Genomic DNA, 21,803 nt, shown 5'->3' with positions numbered 1-21,803 from the left:
AGCTTCATCATTAAATAAAAAAACTGTGTCTTTAGATAAATTAAAATTAAGCAAGCAACTAGTTTCCGCCATGACAGATGCTGGATATCTTTCCCCGAAAGAAATCCAGGCTAAAAGTATGTCAAGAATCCTCGGTGGTCAGGATATAATTGCTGTAGGCCCTGATGGCTTTGGCAAAACCACTACCTACGTGCTTGGTGTTTTGATGAAGCTGAAATACAGTACAGACGAAGCACCTAAAGTTTTGATACTTGTTCCCGATCAGGAGCGTGTATTAGCTGTAATTGAACAGTTCAAAATCCTTAGCGGAAACAGGAATTTACGCATCATTGGGATGTATGGAACGAGTGGGATGGAAGAACAGGTCTTAGACCTTTTAGAAGGTGTAGACATTGTGGTATCGACGCCAACAAGGGCCCGTGCCATCTATTTGAAGCTTGGACTGAACCTAAACAGGTTGCAGATGTTCATCGTTGATGATGCTGAAGTAATTGTAAAACAGGGAATGCAACTGCCTGTTTGTGAACTTGCCCGGAGTGCTGGTAAGTGTCAGCACCTAATTTTCACAACGGTTGTCCATGACAAACTAAATCAGATGATTGACCAATTTTTAAGCTTACCAACTACGTTGGAAGTGGAAGACCTGGGAGAGAAAACCGCTGAAACACACGGGCTGCTTTTGTACCAGGTTCCGAATTTCAAAACTAAACTGAACCTGCTTGACTTGATGCTGCGTGATGATGATGTTTTCAATAAGGTTGTAGTTTTTGTAAACACCCGTTTAACTGCTCAAAAGCTAGGTCAATCCTTACCTTCACGTAAGTCAGGAGATGTTTCTGTACTGAATCCTTTGTTTTTTGATGAGGCAGGTTTCGATCATATCGAAGATTTCAAAGAAACACCAGAAGCGAGAATTTTGATAGTTGCAAACGAAGGATCTTCAAATACATTGGACCTCTCTGGAATTCCATTCCTCTTTCATTTGGAGGTGCCTGAGAAAAAGGAAATATTTTTGAATAGAATCGTTAAGTCTGCTGATGAAGAAGTTGTCGCAATTACATTTGCGACAGATATGGAGCTTATAGCTATCAAAAAGCTGGAACAGTCAATCGGGGCAAAAATACCTCTAATGGATTTGCCAGAAGGTCTTATTATCGATAAAGCTGCTAAATCGGCCAAACTTAAAACATCTAAAGAAAACCTTGAGGATCCCAGAGGAGGTGGCGCTTATCATGATAAAAAAGAGAGCAACACAAAAGACTATAATTATGGCATCGGACAAAAAGCGAAGATGACCATGAAAAAAAAGCACGGCTAGAACTTTTTTGCCTCGTTCCAGTAGATATCCATTTCAGCAAGTGTCATATCTTGCAATGCTTTTCCATTTTCTTTTGCTTTTTCTTCAAGGTATTGGAAGCGTTTTATGAATTTTTTATTTGTTTTTTCAAGCGCATTTTCTGGGTTGATATTAATGAATCGCGCATAATTAATTAACGAGAATAATAAGTCGCCGAATTCTCCCTCCGCTTTTTCAATGTCTATTTCCTGATCGGAAGCTAAGTTGTATTCGTCCTTAAACTCTTGAAGCTCTTCTTCCACTTTCTCCCAAACCTGTTCTTTATTGTCCCAGTCAAACCCCACACCGCGCGCCTTCTCCTGAATCCTGCTTGCTTTTACCAAAGAAGGCAGGCCCTTAGGAACGCCCCCTAAAACCGATTTGTTTCCCTCTTTAAGTTTTAATTTTTCCCAGTTTCGCTTTACCTCGTGTTCATCAAGAACTTCCACATCACCATAGATGTGAGGATGTCTGCTTATTAATTTATCACAGACACCATTTAAAACATCAACTATAGTGAACTCATTAGTTTCTGAGGCGATTCTGGCATAGAATACAAGATGCATCATCACATCACCAAGTTCTTTTTTTACTTCCGGTAAATCTCCTTCCAATATGGCATCAGAAAGTTCGTAGGTTTCTTCGATAGTAAGGTGGCGCAATGTTTCCATTGTTTGCTTCTTATCCCATGGACACTCGGTACGTAAAGTATCAAGAACTGTCAGTAATCTTTCAAAAGCTAATGCTGGATTTTCGGCTGTGACAGGCGGTATATTGTTTGGCATTTATTCTTGTTCTTCTAATTTGATATTCTTTGTAATTCTATAGACCTTCCGCTTCTTATTCGGTTTTTCGTCTCCACCTAGTAAAATCCCCCATGGGCGAAGTTGGTCTACGCGATCGAAGATAATTTTTAACATAGCCATATAGGGGATACAAAGAAACATTCCTGAAATTCCCCAGATCATTTCCCCGACTATTATACCTATAAACGCAAATAATGCGTTTATCTTAACCTTAGACCCAACCACTAAAGGCATCAGTATATTGCCGTCAATAGCGTGTACTCCGGCAAAAACCGCGATAACCAATAGCATTTTAGCTGCTCCGGCAGTCGCAAAAGTGATGATAATACTGATCAGCAGTGCACTGAAGATACCGATGTAAGGAATGATATTAAAAATCCCCGCTATAAGCCCTAAAAGTACAGAATACTTTACGCCTAAAATCCAAAGCAGGAATATCATAATGATGCTAACAATCAACATCTGCAGAAAGAGTCCAGTGATGTATTTCTTGATTATGTATTGAATCCTTTGTACGATATCGCTTACCTTCTGGGTATGCTCTTCAGCAAAAACGGAGGTTAAGAACTTGAATAATATCCCCCTGTAATTGAGAATAAAGAAGGTGAATAGCAGCAAAAACGATAAAAATAATAAAGTAGAAGATAGGGTAAGCAATGTGGCTCCTAATACAGTGGCGCTAGTTGCCAAGGCGCTCGTAGCACTATTTTGCAGGTAATTTATCTGCTTTTTGGTATTCACATTAAAGGTTCTTGAAATCCACATCTGGACATCGTGAAAGGAAATTTCTGCCTGCTTTTTTAATAGAGGCCAGTCTTGCCAAAGATCTGTCAGTTGGTTGACCAGAAAATAAATTATACTTGAAATTACCGCAATCATCAAGATAACAGAGACTATTGATGCTATGCTTCTTTTAAACCTACACTTATTTTCTAGAAAGTTACAAAGGGGTAAGAGGAGTAGAGCCAGCAAAAAGGAAGTCATTAGCGGCGCGAGTAATGTCTGACCAAGTATAGCCAGATAACCAAGGCAAACTAAGGAGAATAGAATCAGTGCGAGTTTAGCGTAAAAGGGAACAGTTCTCATAGCTTATTTATAATCGCTTGCATCATCCAATATTTCAATGTCTTCCATGTTCAGTTTTAATGCGGCTGCTCTTGTCAGGTCTTCAAGTTGCACTAAGCTGGTTACGCTTGCAATAGAAGCAGTGATTGAATTGCGTTTTATTAACCAGGCCAACGCAACACTTGCCTGGTTAGCACTGTATTGTTCTGATACAATGTCTAGAGCTTTAAGGATCTTGAAGCCCCGTTCGTTAAGGTAGTTCTTCACCCCGCTACCCCGCTGACTTTTGTTCAGGTCACTCTCTGATCTGTATTTTCCAGTCAAGAATCCACTAGCCAATGCGTAATAATTGAGTACTCCCAGTTTGTAGTCTAAAACGATCTGCTCATAATTAGTTTCATAATTCTCTCTGTTGTAAAGGTTGTATTCTGGCTGTAAGGTTTGGTATTTAGCTAAGCCCAACCGTTCTGAGGTTTCAAGGGATTCGATTAGGCGTTCCGGAGAAATGTTTGAGGCACCAATCCACCTCACCTTACCTTCTTTTATCAGTTGGTCGTAAGCTTCAAGCGTTTCTTGAACAGGTGTTTCTAGGTCGTCAAAATGCGTTTGGTAAAGGTCGATATAATCTGTTTTAAGTCTCTTGAGCGAATCTTCTGCCGCCTGAATAATATATTTTTTTGATAAACCCTTTTTTTCGGGACCCATATCGGATCCAACTTTAGTCGAAATAATGATGTTCTTTCGGTTCTTCTTTTCCTGCATCCAGTTCCCGATGATGGTTTCAGATTCCCCGCCATGATTCCCCGGCTTCCATTTGGAGTACACATCTGCGGTGTCTATAAAGTTAAATCCCGCATCTGTAAAGCCATTTAGAATGGCAACTGATGTTTCCTGATCGATGGTCCATCCGAAAACGTTTCCGCCGAATGTTATGGGATATACCTCGAGGTCTGTATTGCCTAATTGTCTTTTTTTCATATAAATTGAGGCTTTAATAGGTCTTTATAGAGACGTTTGCCAGAGCAATTTAACAATTGTAATGACCTGATGTTTCCGAATCCTAAATTATTTACAAAAAAATCTTTAAGAAAGCTAAAAAAGGATTCAAGAGTTAAATTATAATGCCATAGACTTTGTGGCCCTTAGCATTTCTCTCTTTCCAACTGCCCCTGGCAATTTCTCAATGGTAAAACCGATACTTTTCAATGCACGCTTTAATTTGCCGGTAATTGCGTAGGTTACAAAAATTCCACCAGGCTTTAGAAACTGACAAACATGAGTGATGATCTCATCGGTCCACATTTCCGGTTGATGCTGGACAGAAAACGCGTCAAAGTAGATAATGTGAAATTGTTCAGCTGTCTGATATCTGTGCAGGTAGGTGTGAATTATTCTAAGGTTTTGCCCTTGTAAAATTTCGACCGATTGTTGCATAGCTTTACCATAGTTCAGCATCATACCATTCCAAATCTTGGGCAGTACATACTGATTGTAGCCGGTAGACTCCAGTTCATCAGAGCGTAGTGGAAAGGCCTCTAATGCGGTATAGTTCAATTTGGTTTTGTGATAATCAGCATATGCAACACTCATGAGAAAGTTTAATCCTGTCCCAAATCCTACCTCTAAAACTTTAATTTCTTGCCCTGTAAAGGTGTCCACTGCGTGCTGTAAACCTGCTGCAATAAATACATGTTTGCTTTCCTGCAAGGCACCATGCTTGGAGTGATAATGTTCACCAATACTCTCGTTAAATAAAGTATTTGATCCGTCGGCTGTTGGCGTAATCTTATTCATCATTACAAACATAATAAAATGCCCGAAGCGTGGTGCAATTACACATATACTTTTAACTTTAGGGTTCAAGGGCTATTAAACATCTGCAACGACTGAATAAATATGGATATAGAAACTTTTAGAGATTATTGTCTCAGCTTACATGGAACAACTGAGGGTATGAAATGGGAGCTTCTTTGTTTTATGGTTGAGGAGAAGATATTCGTTATTACTTCCCTTAATGATGGTACGCTTTGCTTTAAATGTGATCCCAATGATTTTGACGCATTTATAGCAAGACATGGTATCAGTCAAGCTCCACATTTTGCACGTAGACACTGGGTCGCTATTAATAGTCTGGAAGTAATGCCAGATAAGGAATTAAAGCAATGCATTGCATCATCCCGATCTCTGGTGCTAAAAAAACTAAGTAAAAAAATACAAGCCAAATATGAAAATTAAAATTTTCCTAACCGTTGGTAGCACGTTTAAAAAGGAAGAGAATAGGTCCCTTATGTTTCAAACAATCGTACAAAAAAATATTTCCAAATGACACACCAATTGAAAAGATTTTCTACTAAATACCTGTTAATATCATTTACCTTGCTTTTCCTGCTTTCCGTAAATGGTTGCAGTACAAAGATCAGTAAAGAAGTAAGTACGTCTTCGTTGATCAAAGGATTTCTTAATCCGCCCGCGTCAAGCAAACCAGGCGTATACTGGTATTTTATGGATGGCAATATGACTAAGGAATCGATAACTGCCGACTTAGAATCCATGAAGAAAGTTGGGATTGGGAATCTCATCTTCTTAGAAGTTAACGTTGGGATTCCAAGAGGGAAGGTTGATTTCTTAAGCGATGAATGGCAGTTGATGTTTACGCATGCGGTTAGCGAATGCGAACGCCTGGATATTGCCATGACGTTAGGAATTGGGCCAGGATGGACAGGCAGCGGCGGTCCTTGGGTAAAAGCAAGTGAATCTATGTTACATCTCGTTTCGTCTACCACAATTGTCGACAAAAATAACAGGACAAGAATAATCTTGCCTATCCCTAAATCAAAGCCTCCCTTTTTTGGAGAGGGTGCTTTCACCGAGGAGCTGAAAAAGCAATGGAACGACTATTATGAAGATGTGGCGGTTCTGGCTTATCCGGCACCGGATGGTAAAAAACCTTTTGACTTGCCCTTAATTTCAGATATTGGCGAAAAAGCGTTGTACTACAGAGCGCCTTATTCTTCTGCACCAGGTGTGAAACCTTACTTATCTTATTCTACAAAATATGAAAGTGTACCCGCCGGATCGGCCATTCTAAAAAAGGACATTATTGACCTTACCGACAAGATGAAGGCGAACGGTGAACTTGACTGGGAGGTACCGTTTGGAAACTGGATTGTGGTAAGATTTGGTAAGCGTAATAATGGCGCCATCACCAGGCCTGCACCCTATCCCGGCTTAGGCTTTGAAGCTGATAAGTTTGATACCCTTGCAATGAGGAATCATCTTGATCACTATACAGGGGTGTTGATGAAGAAGGTCGGTAAGAACTTTAAAAACAGCATCGGCGGATTGAAAATGCTGCATATGGACAGCTGGGAGATGGGTGCCCAGAATTGGACTGGTCGTTTTAGAGAAGAATTTATCATAAGAAGGGGTTATGACCCACTTCCTTTTTACCCTGCATATAACGGAACTGTAGTCGAAAGTATAGCATTGAGCGAGCGTTTTCTTTGGGATTTAAGACAGACTGCTCAGGAGCTTGTATTACAAAATCACGCTGGGTATGTAAAGCAGTATGCGAACAAAAACGGAATGGGTCTTTCGATTGAACCCTACGATATGAATCCCAATTCAGACCTGGAACTTGGAGCGATAGCTGACGTGCCTATGGCTGAGTTTTGGAGCGCCAGTTTGGGTTTTAATTCTGCTTTCAGCTGTATAGAAGCGACTTCAATTGCGCATGTTAACGGCATTTCGCTCGTGCCGGCAGAAGCTTTTACTGCACAGAATAATGAAGGTTGGAAACAGTACCCCGCTTCTATGAAAAATCAAGGTGACTGGGCTTTTGCTACGGGTATCAACCGATTCGTTTTCCACACCTTCCAGAACCAAACTCTTCCTGATTCCTTAAAACCTGGAATGACCATGGGTCCGTATGGCGTTCAATGGAACAGGAACCAGACTTGGTGGCCAATGGCGGGCGCCTACCATGAATACCTGTCACGTTCACAATATCTTTTGCAACAAGGTAGTGCTGTTGCCGATATACTTTACCTAACTCCTGAAGGTTCGCCTCATGTGTTCAAGCCACCCCTTTCTGCCATGACGAACGATGTCGCTATGCCGGATAGAAAGGAGTTTAATTTTGATGGTTGTGCGCCAAGTCAATTGTATAAAGCCAGTGTAAATGATGGTAAAATTGTTTTTCCTGGTGGTGCATCTTACCGTATTCTGGTTCTGCCCGTGGTGAAAACAATGACACCAAAGTTGCTGGATAAGCTTAGAAGTTTGATAGCTGCTGGGGCTGTAATCGTCGGTTCTCCACCCGAACAAACGCCGGGTTTAACCGGTTACCCGCAATCTGATCAAGTTGTAAAAGCGGAAGCTACTAAAATATGGGGTAGAACTGAGCCGCCATCGAAACAAACTACGAAGACTTTTGGCAAAGGTAAGGTTATATGGGGTGGGGACTTAGAAACCAAACTAGATTTCTTGTATCCACATTACGACTTAACAGCGCAGATACTTAGGTCTATGGACGTTTCTCTGGATTTCGAGTCCAATGGGCCGATACGTTATACCCATCGGACTTCTAAAGATTTTGATATTTATTTTGTTTCAAACCGAATTGATAAAGCCGTTACAGTTATTGGAAAATTCAGAAATCACAGAAATAGAAAACCTGTATTATTGGACGCGGTTACAGGGAAGGTTATAGATTTGGATGTACCACCGCAAATGAGCAAGGTTTCTTCAATTGATTTAAGGTTTGAGCCATTCCAAAGCTATTTCATTCTGTTTTCTGATCAGGGTGTGAAAGATATGATTCCAGCTTCTTTATTTGCTTCTGCAAAATCGAAAACTGTGCTGGAAGGTTCTTGGCAACTAAGCTTTGATCCAAAATGGGGAGGACCAAAATCAACAACTTTTGATAAGCTTGAAGATTGGTCACAAAGTGCCGATAAAGGCATCAAGTATTACTCGGGAATTGCAGTGTATAAAAAACAATTTGACACTCCATCTGGATTTATGGAGGTTAGCTCGGGAAGTGCAGCAAAAGGCAATTGGTTTCTGGACCTCGGTGAGGTTAAGAATATGGCCAAAGTAAAGCTAAATGGGAAAGACCTAGGCGTAGTCTGGACAGCTCCATGGCAGGTTGATATCAGCAATGCATTGCGGGCAAAAAACAATGTGCTGGAAATTGAAGTCGCTAACCTTTGGCCAAATAGACTAATTGGGGATGAACAACTACCTGACGATGGTATCAAAAATGGCAAATGGCCAGAATGGTTGTTAAAAGGCTTGCCCAGGCCTGGCAAGCGCTTTTCATTTACAACATTTAAGCATTATAGCAAAGACTCCCCGCTGTTCAAATCGGGCTTGCTGGGGCCTGTTTCTATAGTAAAAAAGTGATGTCGTTTTTGTAGAACTTTTTTACCACATTCTTATTCTGTCTTCTGGTTTTTTATACAACTTGTCTCCAGGTTGAACACTGAAAGCCTTATACCAGGCATCCATATTAACTGGTGCACCAATTGTTCTATATGGACCAGGAGAGTGCGGGTCTGTTTTTATAAATTGAGCTGCAGTTTCCGGAAGGATGTTGCCTCTCCAAACTTGTGCCCAAGATAAAAAGAAACGTTGATCTGGCGTAAATCCATCAATCTTTTCTTCAGACTGACCCTGTTTTGTCATCTTAAATGCGGTGTAAGCTGCATTCAAGCCACCAAGGTCGCCAATGTTTTCACCCATAGTCAATTTACCTATTACGTGGATCGTGTCCAATATCGTATAAGCATCGAATTGCTCACCAAGTGCCTTTGTTTTTAAATCAAACTTTGCTTTATCCTCATCGGTCCACCAGTTGCGAAGATTACCTTCTTTATCGTACTGACTTCCCTGATCATCAAAACCATGAGACATCTCATGACCGATAACTGCTCCAATACCACCATAATTCACAGCATCATCAGCATTCGCATCGAAAAAGGGAAACTGTAGAATTCCTGCCGGGAAAACAATTTCATTCATAGTAGGACTATAAGATGCATTAACGGTAGGGGGTGTCATGCCAAAACGGGTACGGTCAACTGGTTTATCAAGACGGTCAATCATCTCATTATATCCCCATGCACCTGCGTTACGAAGGTTTTGGAAGTAGGTAGCTCCATTGATCACTAACCCATCATAGTTTCTCCATTTGTCTGGATAGCCGATCTTTGGAACGAAAGCATGTAATTTATCTAATGCTTTTTGCTTCGTTACCTCGCTCATCCAATCCAAACCCTTAATTCTAATTTCGAAGGCTTTTCTTAGGTTATCGATCAATACCGCCATTCTGGCTTTAGCTTCAGGTTTGAAATACTTGGCAACATAAAGTTGGCCCAGTAACTCTCCAATAGTTCCATCCGTTAAGCTAGACATGCGTTGCCATCTCGGAGTTTCCACCTTCTGACCACTTTGCGCCTGACTAAATGCAAAGCTTGCCTTTACAAAAGGAGAACTTAAATTACCAGCAGATGCTTTTAAAACGTTCCACTCCAAGTATGTCTTCCAATCAGAGACAGGTACTGTTTTTAGCATGCCATTTAAACTAACAAAGAACTTTGGTGCAGAAACCAACACGGTATCCTGACCAGCAACTTTGAACTTAGTAAACATACTTTTCCAATCGATATTGGATGTAGTTTTACTGAAATCAACAACCGTATATTTATTGTAGGTTTTATATTGATCACGCATCTCCAGACGCGACATTTGTGCTTCCGCAAACTGCTTTTCTATCGCCATTACTGTCATTGCCTTTTTTTTCGCATCGGCAGGACTACTTCCAGTAAGTGTAAATAAGGTGTTCATGTAGGTATTGTAAGCCTCACGAATCTTTACGCTTCTTGCATCATCTAACAAATAGTAGTCGCGGTCTGGAAGCGTTGTTCCGCCCTGACTCAACTGGGGCAGGTATTTTGTAACGTTTTTTCTATCCTGACCCACGCCAAAGCCGAACATTGGTCCCCCTGTGCCTGATGTTCTCATATAAGCAACTTGATCCAGAATGTTTGGCAAAGTCTTGATCTGCTTGATCTTTTCGAGATCAGCATTGATTGGCAAATAACCTAGCTTCTCAATCGCTGCACTGTCCATTGCAGCAGCATAGAAATCACCAACACGTTTCTTTACAGATCCGGCGGGAGCAGATTTATCTGCAGCGGCTTCTTCCACAATACTCCTTACAGCGTTCGCATTGAAATCTCTTAAGGCATTGAAAGTACCCCAACGGGTTTCTTTAGCAGGAACAGGATTGTTTTTTACCCAAGCACCGCTTGCATAATTGTAAAAATCATCTCCAGGTTTAACGCTCAGATCCATGTTAGCAGGATCAATAAGTTTAGCTGGCAGTTGAGCATTGGCAGAATAGCTTGCGACCAAAATGCCAAGAACTGCAAAGCATCCTTTGAATTTGTTGATATCCATAAGTTAGTTAGGGTATAGTTAAAATACAGAAGTAAAAATAAGGTTTGAGATTTGCAACTAATCTACCTAATGAAAATATTACTTATTGAACCAATAATAGATTTTGGTAAGGCCTACTTTTTTGAGGATAGTAACTGTTAAAGAAAAGACATTTACAATTTTCATGAGTTTGCTTTTTATGACTATTTAACATTATTTAACATATATTATTGTGTTAAAGCGTAAATAAATGTAGAGATAGTTTTAAATTCTTATACTGAAACAGCTTTCCGGAATTTCTTACGCTGACCCAGAAATAGTCCGAACACCACTAAGAATGTTCCAATTATGGTGTAAACAGTGATGGGCTCGTCCATCAGCCACCAAGCATAGATAAATCCGAATAAGGGGCATAGGAAAAGGTAGAGCGAGGCTCTTACCGTATCAATTTTGAGCAGGTAGAACCAGCAGATCAAACCAATTACAGAAACAGCAATGCTAAGCCATAGGATGGCAAATATAAAATGCTTATCGAATATAATTGAGGAGAAGTCGCCAAATAGTAACGTTATCGGCAGCAACAATACTCCCCCTATTATAACCTGCCATCCATTGATTAGAATATTCGGCAGCTGCCACTTTACGCTAGCATAGTAAACACTCGCAAAAGAAACCGAGATCATACTTAATGCCAGCAACAAAAGTCCAAGAAATGAAGTGCTGCTATCTTTTAACAATGGGTAGGTGGCAATCCCAATGCCGATCATGCTGATAAAAATACTTAAGATTTCATCTTTCTCCGCGCGGCGACCCATTACCAAGGAGGAGAACAACACGATGAGTAATGGATTAGTTGAGGTGGCTAGGCTACCAATTCCTGCCGCAGTAAACTTCATAGCGTAAACGTACAGTCCGAGATATATAGTAGTATTTAAGGCTCCGAAAATGGCAAGGTGTTTCCATTCCATCCTATTTGGCATTCTGTAGGATGCATTTTTTTTAAACGAATAACCATAGCCCAACAAAAGAATGCCAGCCAAAAAGAAGCGGATGTTGGCAAGCACCAAAGGAGGTGCAGAAAGGATTCCGAATTTTGTTGCTACAGATGCCGATGCCCACAACATTGCAAACAGAACACCGATTAAGAAATTTTTCACAGTTCAAAGTTACAATATCTCAAAAGCTTACAGATTACTTTATACAGAACCTTAAATGATCTTTTTTTATTAATTTTGCAGTTCAAATCCGATACTTTTTCGAACAAAATGAGCATTTCTACTAAATACGATCCGACAGCAACTGAAGACAAATGGTACAGCTATTGGATGTCAAAGAACTTTTTCCATTCAGAGCCAGATGAGCGTGAGCCCTATACTATAGTTATCCCTCCACCAAATGTTACCGGCGTGCTTCACATGGGACACATGTTGAACAATACCATTCAGGACGTTCTGATTCGCAGAGCACGAATGATGGGTAAAAATGCATGCTGGGTACCGGGAACAGATCATGCTTCTATAGCTACGGAGGCTAAAGTGGTGGCTATGCTTAAAGAAAGAGGCATCAGCAAAAAGGACTTGACAAGAGAAGAGTTTTTGAAGTATGCCTGGGAATGGAAAGAGAAGTATGGTGGGATAATTTTGGAGCAACTAAAAAAACTTGGTGCATCATGTGATTGGGAGCGTACACGCTTCACAATGGAAGATGACCTTTCCGAGGCGGTTATCGATAGTTTCATTCATCTTTACAAAAAAGGGAGAATCTACCGGGGTATTAGAATGGTGAACTGGGATCCGGCAGGTAAAACAGCCGTGTCTGATGAAGAGGTAATTCGTAAAGAAGTCAACCAAAAACTATACTACATTAACTATTTAGTGGCTGGTTCTGATGCAGCAGAACCTAAATTCATAACGGTAGCTACCACCAGGCCTGAAACTATAATGGCTGACGCAGCAATCTGTATTAATCCTAACGACGAAAGGTATACCCATTTAAAAGGTAAGACTGTATTTGTTCCGTTAATTAATAGGGAGATTCCTGTAATTGAGGATGAATACGTGACGATGGATTTCGGTACCGGGTGCTTAAAAGTAACGCCTGCTCATGATCTTAACGATTATGAACTTGGTGTAAAACATAAATTACCTGTAATCGATATTCTTAACGATGATGGAACACTAAACGAACTAGCTGTAGTGCTGGTTGGCGAAGATCGTTTCGTTGCGAGAAAGAAGATTGCCGTATTATTAGATGAAATTGGTCACCTCGCTAAAGTCGAAGATTATAAGTCGCAGGTTGGGTTTTCCGAACGTACAGACGCAGCTATAGAGCCAAAGCTTTCTTTGCAATGGTTTTGTAAAATGGATGAGATGGCAAAGCCTGCATTGGAAGATGTTTTAAATGGCGATGTTAAGTTGATTCCTGAAAAGTTTGTAAACACCTACCGTCATTGGATGGAGAATGTTCGGGATTGGAATATTAGTCGCCAGCTATGGTGGGGACAACAGATCCCGGCATGGTATGATGATAAAGGAAATTGGGTTGTTGCTAAAACCAAAGAAGAAGCATTAGATGAGTTTCTAAAACTCAAAGATTTGGATGGCGTTTTCACAGAAGCGGAAGCTGCGGGTTTCAAACATCAGTTGGCTCCGTTTTTACACCAGGATCCTGATGTAATGGATACCTGGTTCTCTTCCTGGTTGTGGCCGATATCGGTGTTCGATGGTTTCAAAAACCCAGACAATAAAGACATCAATTACTACTATCCAACTAATGATTTGGTAACTGCTCCGGAAATCTTGTTTTTCTGGGTAGCAAGAATGATCATGGCAGGGCATGAGTTTAGAGGTCAGAAGCCCTTCACAAATGTTTACCTGACCGGTATTGTTCGGGATAAACTAGGCAGAAAGATGTCTAAATCCCTGGGTAACTCACCTGATCCTATTGGCTTAATAGAAAAGTATGGCGCCGATGGCGTGCGGGTAGGTATGCTCTTGTGTTCTCCGGCAGGTAACGACTTGATGTTCGATGAAAGCTATTGCGAACAGGGAAGAAACTTTGCCAATAAAATATGGAATGCTTTTAGATTGGTTAAGGGTTGGGAAGTGGACGACACGCTAGCGAATCCTAACGAACAGGCCATGCTATGGTTTGAGAGCCGTTTCAATGAAGCCTTGAGCGAAATTCAGGACAACTTTGCATCGTACAGGTTATCCGAAGCGTTAATGGCCTGTTATAAATTAGTATGGGATGATTTCTGTGCTTGGTACCTGGAGATGGTAAAACCTGCATATCAGCATCCGATCGATGCAGAAACCCTAAGAGTATCCATTGGATTCTTCGAAAGAATTTTAAAACTTTTGCATCCATTTATGCCGTTCTTAACTGAAGAGTTGTGGCATGATGAGATCTTTGGTCATACTGAGGAACTGGATTGCTGTATTGTAGCAAGCTATCCGAAAGTTGGCCACGCAGATCTGATTCTTTTGAAAGAAGTAGAAACTATTAAAGGATTAGTGGCGGAGATCCGTAATGTTAGAAATGCGAAACAGATCTCCCCTAAAGAAGCGTTGCCATTGGCCATCAAACTCAATTCGACACTCGAATACGATAAATGGCTGAACATTGTCTATAAGCTTGCAAACATCAATCAGGTGGATTTCGTGAAAGAGAAGATTCCTGGAGCAGTTACATTCATGGTGGGTAATGATGAGTTCTTCGTTCACTTGAACGAGGAGATTGATGCAGATGCCGAACGTGAGCGTTTAAACGCCGACCTGTTATACCTGCAAGGATTTCTGAAAGCTGTAGACGCTAAGTTAAATAACGAAAGATTCGTTCAGAATGCGAAGCCCGAAATCATCCAAAATGAGCGAAATAAGAAAGCAGATGCAGAAGGAAAGGTCAAGATTATTGAAGAAAGTCTAGCCTCGCTGTAATAGCGCGGCCTATAATTCCTGATAAATCGGCAAATCCATTACAAAGGCGAAGCTTTCCTTCGCGTGGTCTATTTTTGCGTAGCAATGTTGCAGGCCATTTGTCACCACAAGCCAGTTTGTTTTGTGAATAGAGTTATACCTGGAGGCTTGATCAAAAACTTTCTGGGTAATCTTTACGCTTGGAGCTTTGCACTCAATAACCATGACCCTTTCGCCGTTTTGACTAAAGATCACGATGTCTGTTCTCTTTTGTAACTGGTTGAGGTTTAATCCCGCCTCAATTTGTATTAATGATCTTGGGAATTTTTTTTCTGAAATCAAGTATTGGATGAAATGCTGTCTAACCCATTCTTCGGGGGTAAGTACCAAATGTTTTTTCCTCACTTCGTCAAAAATAAAATGTCTGGAGTCCTTTAGGGTAATTTTAAAAGGGTGCTGGGGCAGATTAAGTGGGATTGGTGTAAATGACATTTCTGTAAAAATAGGCAAAAAAAATAGCTAAGTTTGAGGAATATATGAGTGCTGCAGAGATCATCAGAGATATAAAAGCAAGGAAGTTTAAACCGGTGTACCTATTGCATGGTGAAGAACCCTACTATATTGACCAGATCATTCATTATATGGAGCAGCATGTGCTGAGCGAAATGGAGCGTGGTTTCAATCAGACCATTTTATATGGTAAGGATACAGACATGGCTACCATCATGAATGCTGCAAAGCGCTACCCAATGATGTCAGATTTTCAGCTTGTGGTAGTTAAGGAAGCTCAGGATCTCAAGTGGGCCAAAGAGATAGAGGGAAGCAGCAAAGAAGCTGAGTTTGTACTAAACTACTTTGAAAAGCCTATGCCAAGTACCATTCTTGTACTCGGTTTCAAATATGCTAATTTCGATAAGCGCAAGAAGATTTTTAAAGTGATTAACAAGAGTGGTTTGGTGTTCCAATCAGACCTTGTTAGGGACTATAAACTTGCGGAGTGGATTGAGAACCTTGTCAACGAAAAAGGTTATAAGATTGCTCCACAAGCCTCAGCTCTGATGGCTGAATATTTGGGGTCAGATCTCTCAAAAATCTCTAATGAGGTGGAGAAACTGATTCTCAACATTAGCAAGGACATCACTATTGACACCGATCTGGTGCAAAAGAATATTGGCATTAGCAAAGAATATAATGTATTTGAACTTCAGAAAGCGCTCGCGGTAAAAAACGTGTTAAAGTGCAACCAGATTATTACTTATTTTGGGGATAATCCGAAAGCAAATCCCCTAGTTATGGTAATGGCGAATCTTAATGCCTATTTCTCAAAGATTCTTAAGTATCATTACTTGCAAAATAAGGGTGATGCGGCTAAAGAATTAGGAGTAAATCCATATTTTATTAAGGATTTTGAAACCGCTGCGCGAAATTATAGTCTAAATAAAACTTTTGAGACCATTAGTTTGATGAGGGAGTACGATTTGAAGAGCAAGGGTGTGGATAGCACTGGGAACACTTCCGATGGAGAGCTGTTAAAGGAGTTGTTATTTAAAATCCTGCACTAATGTAACTGCAAAGTTATAGTAATGACGGTTTATTTAAAATGGACTATCTTATCTTTACGAAGACTAACAGAACTTAAATTTCATGAAAAAAATTTTATTGTTAACCTTATTGTCTGTAGCCGCAATTTCAGCGGCGGACGCGCAAACAAGGCCAACTAACCCAACAACTACGCCCGCAACGAGCGACACCACAAAAAAAGCTGGAGGAATAGGATTCCCAGGCGCGGCAAAAGCACAACCAAAACCTTATGATCAGGTGATTACCAACAAGGCTGTAAGCCGTAAAGGTATGATCACTACGCACAAACTGGATGATAAGTTTTTTTTCGAGATCGCAGATTCTACTTTAGGACGTGATATCCTGGTAGTGAGTAGAATATCAAAGGCGGGTTCAGAAGTACGTTCTGCTTCAGGCTATGCTGGCGACCAAATCGGTAGTACAGTGATTCGTTTCGAGAAAGGTCCTTCTAACAGGATTTTCATGCGTAAGATATCTTATAGAACTTACGGTCCGGACAGTACAACAGCAATGTATCAAAACTTACAGCGTTCTAATATTCAGGCAATCGCTGCGGCGTTTAACATAGCTGCTTATTCTCCTAATAAAAAAGGTAGCGTAATTGACATGACTGATTACATCAATAGTGACAATGAGATCTTTTATTTCGGATCTCCGGCAGCAAAAACGAACTTCAGATTAGGTACGCAATTGTCCGACAGAAGTTACGTTCTTGGCGTAAGAAGTTTTCCTACTAACGTAGAGATCAATGTGGTTAAAACCTACACACTAACTGCAGCTCCGAATCCATTTGGTGCAGCAGCACCTGCAGGCTTTGGAGCTGGCGTACCGTCAGGTTCGTCAACTGTAGAATTGAACGCCTCTTTGGTGATTCTACCAAAAGTACCAATGAAGCCGCGTTATTTTGATCCTAGAGTTGGTTATTTTACTGTTGGTTATACCGATTTCGATTCAAACTCTCAAGGTGTAAAAGATATTGACATGATCAAGCGATGGAGGTTAGAGCCTAGAGCGGCTGACATGGCTAAATACAAACGAGGCGAGTTAGTAGAGCCGGTTAAACCAATCGTATTCTATATTGACCCTGCTACTCCAAAAGAGTGGGTTCCTTATTTGATGGCTGGCGTTAACGACTGGCAGAAAGCCTTTGAAAAATCAGGTTTCAAAAATGCCATCATGGCAAAAATGGCCCCAACAGCTCAACAGGATTCTACATGGAGCCTTGATGATGCAAGTCACTCGGCCATCGTGTATAAGCCATCAGAGATTGCAAATGCAAGTGGTCCGAGTATTTCAGATCCACGCAGTGGCGAAATCATGGAAAGTCATATCAACTGGTACCACAACGTAATGAAACTTGTTCATGATTGGTACATGATCCAGGCTTCTGCTATTGACCCGAGAGCTCAGAAAATGAAATTTAGTCCAGAATTAATGGGCGATCTGATCCGTTTCGTATCCTCACATGAGGTAGGCCATACTTTAGGTCTGCGTCATAACTATGGTTCAAGTTCAACAACTCCGTCAGAGAAACTACGTGATAAAGCGTTCGTTGAGGCTAATGGACATACGCCATCTATCATGGATTACGCCCGTTTCAACTATGTAGCTCAACCAGAAGACAACATTAAACCTAAAGGTATTTACCCTCGTATTGGTGACTACGATTTGTGGGCAATTGAATGGGGATATAAAATGCTTCCTGATGCTAAAACGGCGACTGCTGAAGTTCCTGTGTTAAACAAATTGACTATGGAGAAGTTGAAAAACCATCGCCTTTGGTTTGGTACGGAGATTAATCCTGACGATCCGCGTTCACAGAGCGAAGATTTGGGTGATAACGCAATGATCTCAAGTAGTTACGGTATTAAAAATCTGAAAAGAATCCTTGTTAAACTTCCTGAATGGACTGAAGCTAAGAATGAAGGTTATGATAATTTAATGACGATGTACGGACAATTGACCACTCAACTTGGAAGGTACATGGGACATGTTTCTAAAAACATTGGTGGTGTATTTGAAACTCCCAAAACAATTGAGCAGGGTGGTGAAATCTACCAACGTACTCCTGCAATAAATCAGAAAGAGGCAATGGCATTTCTAGACGCGCAATTGTTTACCACACCTAAGTGGGTGTTGGATCAATCAGTTCTTGATAAAATTGGTGAGGATCCTACAACGGTGATATCAAGATTGCAAGCACCTACCTTGTCACGATTGGTAAGCAGCACCACCTTAAATAAGTTGATAAATGCGGAAGCTGCCGATGGTGCAACTGCTTATAAGATCACAGATTTCTTTACAGATATGCAGGCATCGATCTTCTCAGAATTGAAATCTAACGCAGCCATCGATGTATATCGTCGTAACCTACAAAAAAGTTATGTAGACAAACTTATTGCTATCGTTAATCCAGCTACGCCTGTAACGAGTACGATTATTGTACGAGGTGGTAGTGTTACTTTGGGGACTACGTCAACACAAGGCGATGTTGTTTCAGTTGCAAAAGGTCAGCTTCGTGAATTAAATACAGCGATAAAGGCATCTACTTCAAGCGCCACAGGGTTGTCTAAATACCATTTAGAAGATCTGACAGATAGAATTGACAGCGCATTTAAAAACAAAGAATAATCTCCCCCTAGGTTTGATAATTCCTGAGGCAGTCACGAAAGTGGCTGCTTTTTTGTTTCTAAGTATTCTATTTAGTGATTCTATCAGTTTATGATTAGCTTTAGATAACCAAATGTATTACTGGTATGAAAGCGCGACGTTCTTCTTTTAACTTCTTGATCTTAATTACAGTCTTACTGTTTAGTGGTTTAAACACCTTTGCGCAAACAGATCTTGAACTCTACAGTAAGTACGTTCAAGAAAATGAATCTTCATCTACCATGTTGCATACTTATAGAGATAAGTATGCTGAACCTGATTATGAAAATGTTTCTCTACAGGGCGCTGCTTATCAAACTTTATTTCAGTTAATTAAAGATAAAAGACAAGCAGAGGTGCGAAACGTTTATGTTAGCAATACTGATACAACCGACCTTGTAAAAATATTTAAGCTACTTAGACAGTTCCCAAAAATTGCAGTTTTGAGCTTTAGCACTGGTTATGAAACTAGGATCAAAAAACAGTATTCTTTGCCTGAAGACATAACAAAATTGCCAAATCTAAAATTCGTTAGAATTTATGGTGCAGACAATTTAAATGCAGCAGATCTATTATCTACCCTCAGAAAAATACCTTTATTAAGAGGTGTGGATTTGCTGGATTATAGAAATGAAATACCAGTTAATGAAACATTACCGGGCCAGCTTGCATTTGTTAAGCTTTCGACCTCACAGTTGAAAAACCTAAATACCGATAATGATGATTGGCGGTTTGCAAGAATTCAGCAAAGGGTTGGGGTTGATGATAATCCTAAAGATGAGGACCTGTTGCATAAGCTGGCCAATATGAAATCCCTGGAAATTCTTGACTTTCAATCCTGCTATGTAACAGACGGGGATATATTTAAAAGATTCACAAAGTTAAGGAAGCTTACAATCGAACCCTTATTGAAAGATGGTGCCAAGTTTGTAACCTCTTTATCTACATTAACGAGTCTAAAAGAGCTATCAATTAAAGGTATCCTAGACACTAGTCAAAGCTTTTCGGATCTTGACAAGTTTCAGGATCTGGAGCTTTTGGATTTGCGCTATATAACAAGATTTCAGAGCCATCCTGAGGAACTTGAGAATATTGGGAAGCTAACCAAGCTTCGTTCATTAGCTATGTACTCATGCAACTTGTCTTTCTGTCCTGATTTTTTTAGTTCGCTAAAAATGTTGGAAAGTTTCACTTTCAAGTTCAATTTGACGAATTGGAATAAGGAAAACGGATTTATGCTTCCTGCAAGTCTATATATACTTCCTGAACTTAAATCACTAACAATTTGGAAAGGTATTTCTGAATTGCCTTCCATTTTAAATTTAGCAAAGCTTGAAGTCCTTGACCTTAATTACAATCATCTAAAAAGCGTCCCTGATGGACTAAGTAATTCAAAGTTTTTAAAGTCACTTTCACTGTCCGACAATCTTTTTGAAGGCAGCTTGAACAACCGGTGGGGGGATTTTACAACTTTAGAAAGTCTTGATCTAAGTCGAAACAAGATCTCAGTTTATCCCGAAGGATTACAGCATTTATACCAATTAAAGTACCTTAATCTGGCATCAAATAACATTATTAAAATACCACAACTACATGTTAACACATATCAACTAAGAGTTTTTCTTATCGACAATAACAAACTTGATAACTTGCCAGAAAATTTCCGCTTCTACAAAAAACTTGAAGTGTTGAGTGCAAACTATTGCGGATTAAATTCTCTGCCGTCTGACATGGGATCTCTAAGGCAATTGAAGGAAATAAATCTTCAGGGCTCTCACTTAAAAATTTTGCCATACGGGATGGGGAGCAATTCGAACTTAACTAGAATTAACTTACAGGGAAATACGGAATTACAAGAGGAAAGTATATTTGATGTAATATTTAGAAGCCCTAAAAAACATTTTTTGTGGGCAGATTTAGCAAATACAGGCTTAAAGACCTTACCTGCAAATGTACCATGGGAGAGGCTTAAATTTGTTTTGGAGTTAAGTGGTAACCATTTGAAGACTCTACCCGTTGAAATGGCTAAAATGGAGTGGTTCAATATTAATTTAAGAAATAACCCTTTACCTGTCGACACTGGATTTATGGAAATGGAAATCACAAGTCGCGCTGATGCTAAAATATTCTTCCAGGAACTCGGCTATAAAACGAAGGAGCCAAAGGTTAATAGTAACGAAATGGCGATCTCTATGACTAAGGCAGTAAATTTCTTAACTCGTTATCATTCATTTGAGAAGGCTGTTAAGTATGCAAAAAAAGCTAATGAGCTGGATTCAAACGCATATAATCAGAATATTAATAGATATAGCCTGGGAATGTCTTTGTATAAAACAAAGAATTATAAGGAGGCAACTTTAGTACTAAACAAATATATTCTCCATGAAACACACATTCCATCAGGTTTAATTAACGACATCGAGTTAGCATTATCTGCTTCCTTTAATGAATTAGGACAAAAGCGCAAAGCAGCAGATATACATGCTTACTTCGCTAATAAACATTCGAAACCTCAAAGTTTTTTATATGCCGCACTGGATTTCCTGGAACTTAAAGAGATTGCATTAAGTAACAAATACCTTGATGAGGCGTCTTTGATGTCTAAAGCGGAATATGATAGGTTCCCAGGCTCCAAAGGTTTTTATATTTATGATTATGCAGAAATATTATTAATGGCAAACAAGCCTGCCCAGGTAGTTAAACTATTTAAGGAAGAGGATCCTAAGTTAACTGGCCAAAATCGTGCTTACAGAGATTATCTTGAAGCTGTAGCATCCCTAATGGTTAATCCGGATAATTATGAGCAGCTAAAGAAGGAATATATAACCAAGCTCAACAACAATGGGAAGATGAAAGATTGGAACTACGACAACTTTAACCGTTGGGTCAAAGCTTCAGATAGGTCAAGCAAAGAGAAGGAATACCTTTATGAACTTGAAAAGCTCAATAAATAGGATGTCTCTAATAGTTTACCTCAACTTAATTGATGTTGCTTATACTAAATAA

Annotated in this window: 14 protein-coding genes; 7 read left to right on the top strand and 7 right to left on the bottom strand. The window is 40.0% G+C overall.

Annotation, left to right across the window (positions count from 1 at the left end):
• Positions 1 to 25: 25 nt before the first annotated feature.
• The gene (locus ACHFIZ_RS05040) at positions 26 to 1,318 is read left to right on the top strand and encodes a DEAD/DEAH box helicase (RefSeq protein WP_410883474.1); all 1,293 of its coding nucleotides are present in this window, start codon (positions 26 to 28) and stop codon (positions 1,316 to 1,318) included.
• On the opposite strand, the gene mazG is transcribed toward ACHFIZ_RS05040, so the two are convergent.
• The 4 genes from mazG to mnmD form a co-directional block, all read right to left on the bottom strand.
• Positions 1,315 to 2,121, bottom strand: coding sequence for a nucleoside triphosphate pyrophosphohydrolase (mazG, locus tag ACHFIZ_RS05035; RefSeq protein ID WP_410883472.1), 807 nt, complete (start codon positions 2,119 to 2,121; stop codon positions 1,315 to 1,317). The two genes, ACHFIZ_RS05040 and mazG, sit on opposite strands and share 4 nt — an antisense overlap.
• On the bottom strand, positions 2,122 to 3,228 hold the full coding sequence (locus ACHFIZ_RS05030; RefSeq protein ID WP_410883470.1) for an AI-2E family transporter: 1,107 nt from the start codon (positions 3,226 to 3,228) through the stop codon (positions 2,122 to 2,124).
• Between the two features lie 3 nt (positions 3,229 to 3,231).
• Positions 3,232 to 4,185 carry an aldo/keto reductase gene (locus ACHFIZ_RS05025; RefSeq protein WP_410883468.1) on the bottom strand — a complete coding sequence of 318 codons (954 nt, stop codon included), beginning with the start codon at positions 4,183 to 4,185 and terminating at the stop codon, positions 3,232 to 3,234.
• A 138-nt stretch (positions 4,186 to 4,323) separates the two neighbouring features.
• The gene (gene mnmD, locus ACHFIZ_RS05020) at positions 4,324 to 5,004 is read right to left on the bottom strand and encodes a tRNA (5-methylaminomethyl-2-thiouridine)(34)-methyltransferase MnmD (protein ID WP_410883466.1); all 681 of its coding nucleotides are present in this window, start codon (positions 5,002 to 5,004) and stop codon (positions 4,324 to 4,326) included.
• Between the two features lie 99 nt (positions 5,005 to 5,103).
• On the opposite strand from mnmD, the gene ACHFIZ_RS05015 reads away from it, so the two are divergent.
• Positions 5,104 to 5,442, top strand: a complete 339-nt coding sequence (locus tag ACHFIZ_RS05015; RefSeq protein WP_410883464.1) for an MmcQ/YjbR family DNA-binding protein — start codon at positions 5,104 to 5,106, stop codon at positions 5,440 to 5,442.
• 87 nt (positions 5,443 to 5,529) lie between these two features.
• Positions 5,530 to 8,613: a glycosyl hydrolase gene (locus ACHFIZ_RS05010; RefSeq protein WP_410883462.1), complete on the top strand. Its 3,084-nt coding sequence runs from the start codon at positions 5,530 to 5,532 to the stop codon at positions 8,611 to 8,613.
• Between the two features lie 21 nt (positions 8,614 to 8,634).
• Here ACHFIZ_RS05010 and ACHFIZ_RS05005 read toward each other — a convergent pair whose 3' ends face one another.
• Both ACHFIZ_RS05005 and ACHFIZ_RS05000 read right to left on the bottom strand, forming a co-directional pair.
• Entirely contained in the window at positions 8,635 to 10,671 is a 2,037-nt protein-coding gene (locus ACHFIZ_RS05005; protein ID WP_410883460.1) for a M13 family metallopeptidase, read from the bottom strand.
• Between the two features lie 251 nt (positions 10,672 to 10,922).
• Positions 10,923 to 11,807: a DMT family transporter gene (locus tag ACHFIZ_RS05000; RefSeq protein WP_410883458.1), complete on the bottom strand. Its 885-nt coding sequence runs from the start codon at positions 11,805 to 11,807 to the stop codon at positions 10,923 to 10,925.
• A gap of 108 nt (positions 11,808 to 11,915) precedes the next feature.
• Here ACHFIZ_RS05000 and ACHFIZ_RS04995 point away from each other — a divergent pair, with 108 nt between their 5' ends.
• A complete protein-coding gene (locus ACHFIZ_RS04995) occupies positions 11,916 to 14,588 on the top strand; it encodes a valine--tRNA ligase (RefSeq protein WP_410883456.1) in 2,673 nt (890 codons plus the stop codon).
• A gap of 9 nt (positions 14,589 to 14,597) precedes the next feature.
• Here the strand turns inward: ACHFIZ_RS04995 and ACHFIZ_RS04990 are convergent, their stop codons facing one another.
• Complete coding sequence (locus ACHFIZ_RS04990; protein WP_410883454.1) at positions 14,598 to 15,059, bottom strand: type I restriction enzyme HsdR N-terminal domain-containing protein; 462 nt, start codon at positions 15,057 to 15,059, stop codon at positions 14,598 to 14,600.
• A gap of 44 nt (positions 15,060 to 15,103) precedes the next feature.
• On the opposite strand from ACHFIZ_RS04990, the gene holA reads away from it, so the two are divergent.
• The 3 genes from holA (at position 15,104) to ACHFIZ_RS04975 (ending at position 21,751) form a co-directional block, all read left to right on the top strand.
• Positions 15,104 to 16,129 carry a DNA polymerase III subunit delta gene (gene holA / locus ACHFIZ_RS04985; RefSeq protein ID WP_410883452.1) on the top strand — a complete coding sequence of 342 codons (1,026 nt, stop codon included), beginning with the start codon at positions 15,104 to 15,106 and terminating at the stop codon, positions 16,127 to 16,129.
• Between the two features lie 82 nt (positions 16,130 to 16,211).
• Positions 16,212 to 18,779, top strand: a complete 2,568-nt coding sequence (locus ACHFIZ_RS04980; protein WP_410883451.1) for a zinc-dependent metalloprotease — start codon at positions 16,212 to 16,214, stop codon at positions 18,777 to 18,779.
• Positions 18,780 to 18,904: 125 nt separating this feature from the next.
• Positions 18,905 to 21,751, top strand: a complete 2,847-nt coding sequence (locus ACHFIZ_RS04975) for a leucine-rich repeat domain-containing protein (protein ID WP_410883449.1) — start codon at positions 18,905 to 18,907, stop codon at positions 21,749 to 21,751.
• Positions 21,752 to 21,803: the final 52 nt, after the last annotated feature.

This window comes from Pedobacter sp. JCM 36344, from assembly GCF_046546555.1.
Taxonomy (GTDB): Bacteria; Bacteroidota; Bacteroidia; order Sphingobacteriales; family Sphingobacteriaceae; genus Pedobacter.
Note: the sequence above shows the minus strand (reverse complement) of the source record. Positions and strands in the feature narration are given on the sequence as shown.

Bases quoted from the DNA above. Each gene is read 5' to 3' on its own strand.
- mazG (WP_410883472.1), bottom strand. From the start codon at position 2,121: ATGCCAAACAATATACCGCCTGTCACAGCCGAAAATCCAGCATTAGCT.
- ACHFIZ_RS05030 (WP_410883470.1), bottom strand. From the start codon at position 3,228: ATGAGAACTGTTCCCTTTTACGCTAAACTCGCACTGATTCTATTCTCC.
- ACHFIZ_RS05025 (WP_410883468.1), bottom strand. From the start codon at position 4,185: ATGAAAAAAAGACAATTAGGCAATACAGACCTCGAGGTATATCCCATA.
- mnmD (WP_410883466.1), bottom strand. From the start codon at position 5,004: ATGATGAATAAGATTACGCCAACAGCCGACGGATCAAATACTTTATTT.
- ACHFIZ_RS05015 (WP_410883464.1), top strand. From the start codon at position 5,104: ATGGATATAGAAACTTTTAGAGATTATTGTCTCAGCTTACATGGAACA.
- ACHFIZ_RS05010 (WP_410883462.1), top strand. From the start codon at position 5,530: ATGACACACCAATTGAAAAGATTTTCTACTAAATACCTGTTAATATCA.
- ACHFIZ_RS05005 (WP_410883460.1), bottom strand. From the start codon at position 10,671: ATGGATATCAACAAATTCAAAGGATGCTTTGCAGTTCTTGGCATTTTG.
- ACHFIZ_RS04995 (WP_410883456.1), top strand. From the start codon at position 11,916: ATGAGCATTTCTACTAAATACGATCCGACAGCAACTGAAGACAAATGG.
- ACHFIZ_RS04990 (WP_410883454.1), bottom strand. From the start codon at position 15,059: ATGTCATTTACACCAATCCCACTTAATCTGCCCCAGCACCCTTTTAAA.
- holA (WP_410883452.1), top strand. From the start codon at position 15,104: ATGAGTGCTGCAGAGATCATCAGAGATATAAAAGCAAGGAAGTTTAAA.
- ACHFIZ_RS04980 (WP_410883451.1), top strand. From the start codon at position 16,212: ATGAAAAAAATTTTATTGTTAACCTTATTGTCTGTAGCCGCAATTTCA.
- ACHFIZ_RS04975 (WP_410883449.1), top strand. From the start codon at position 18,905: ATGAAAGCGCGACGTTCTTCTTTTAACTTCTTGATCTTAATTACAGTC.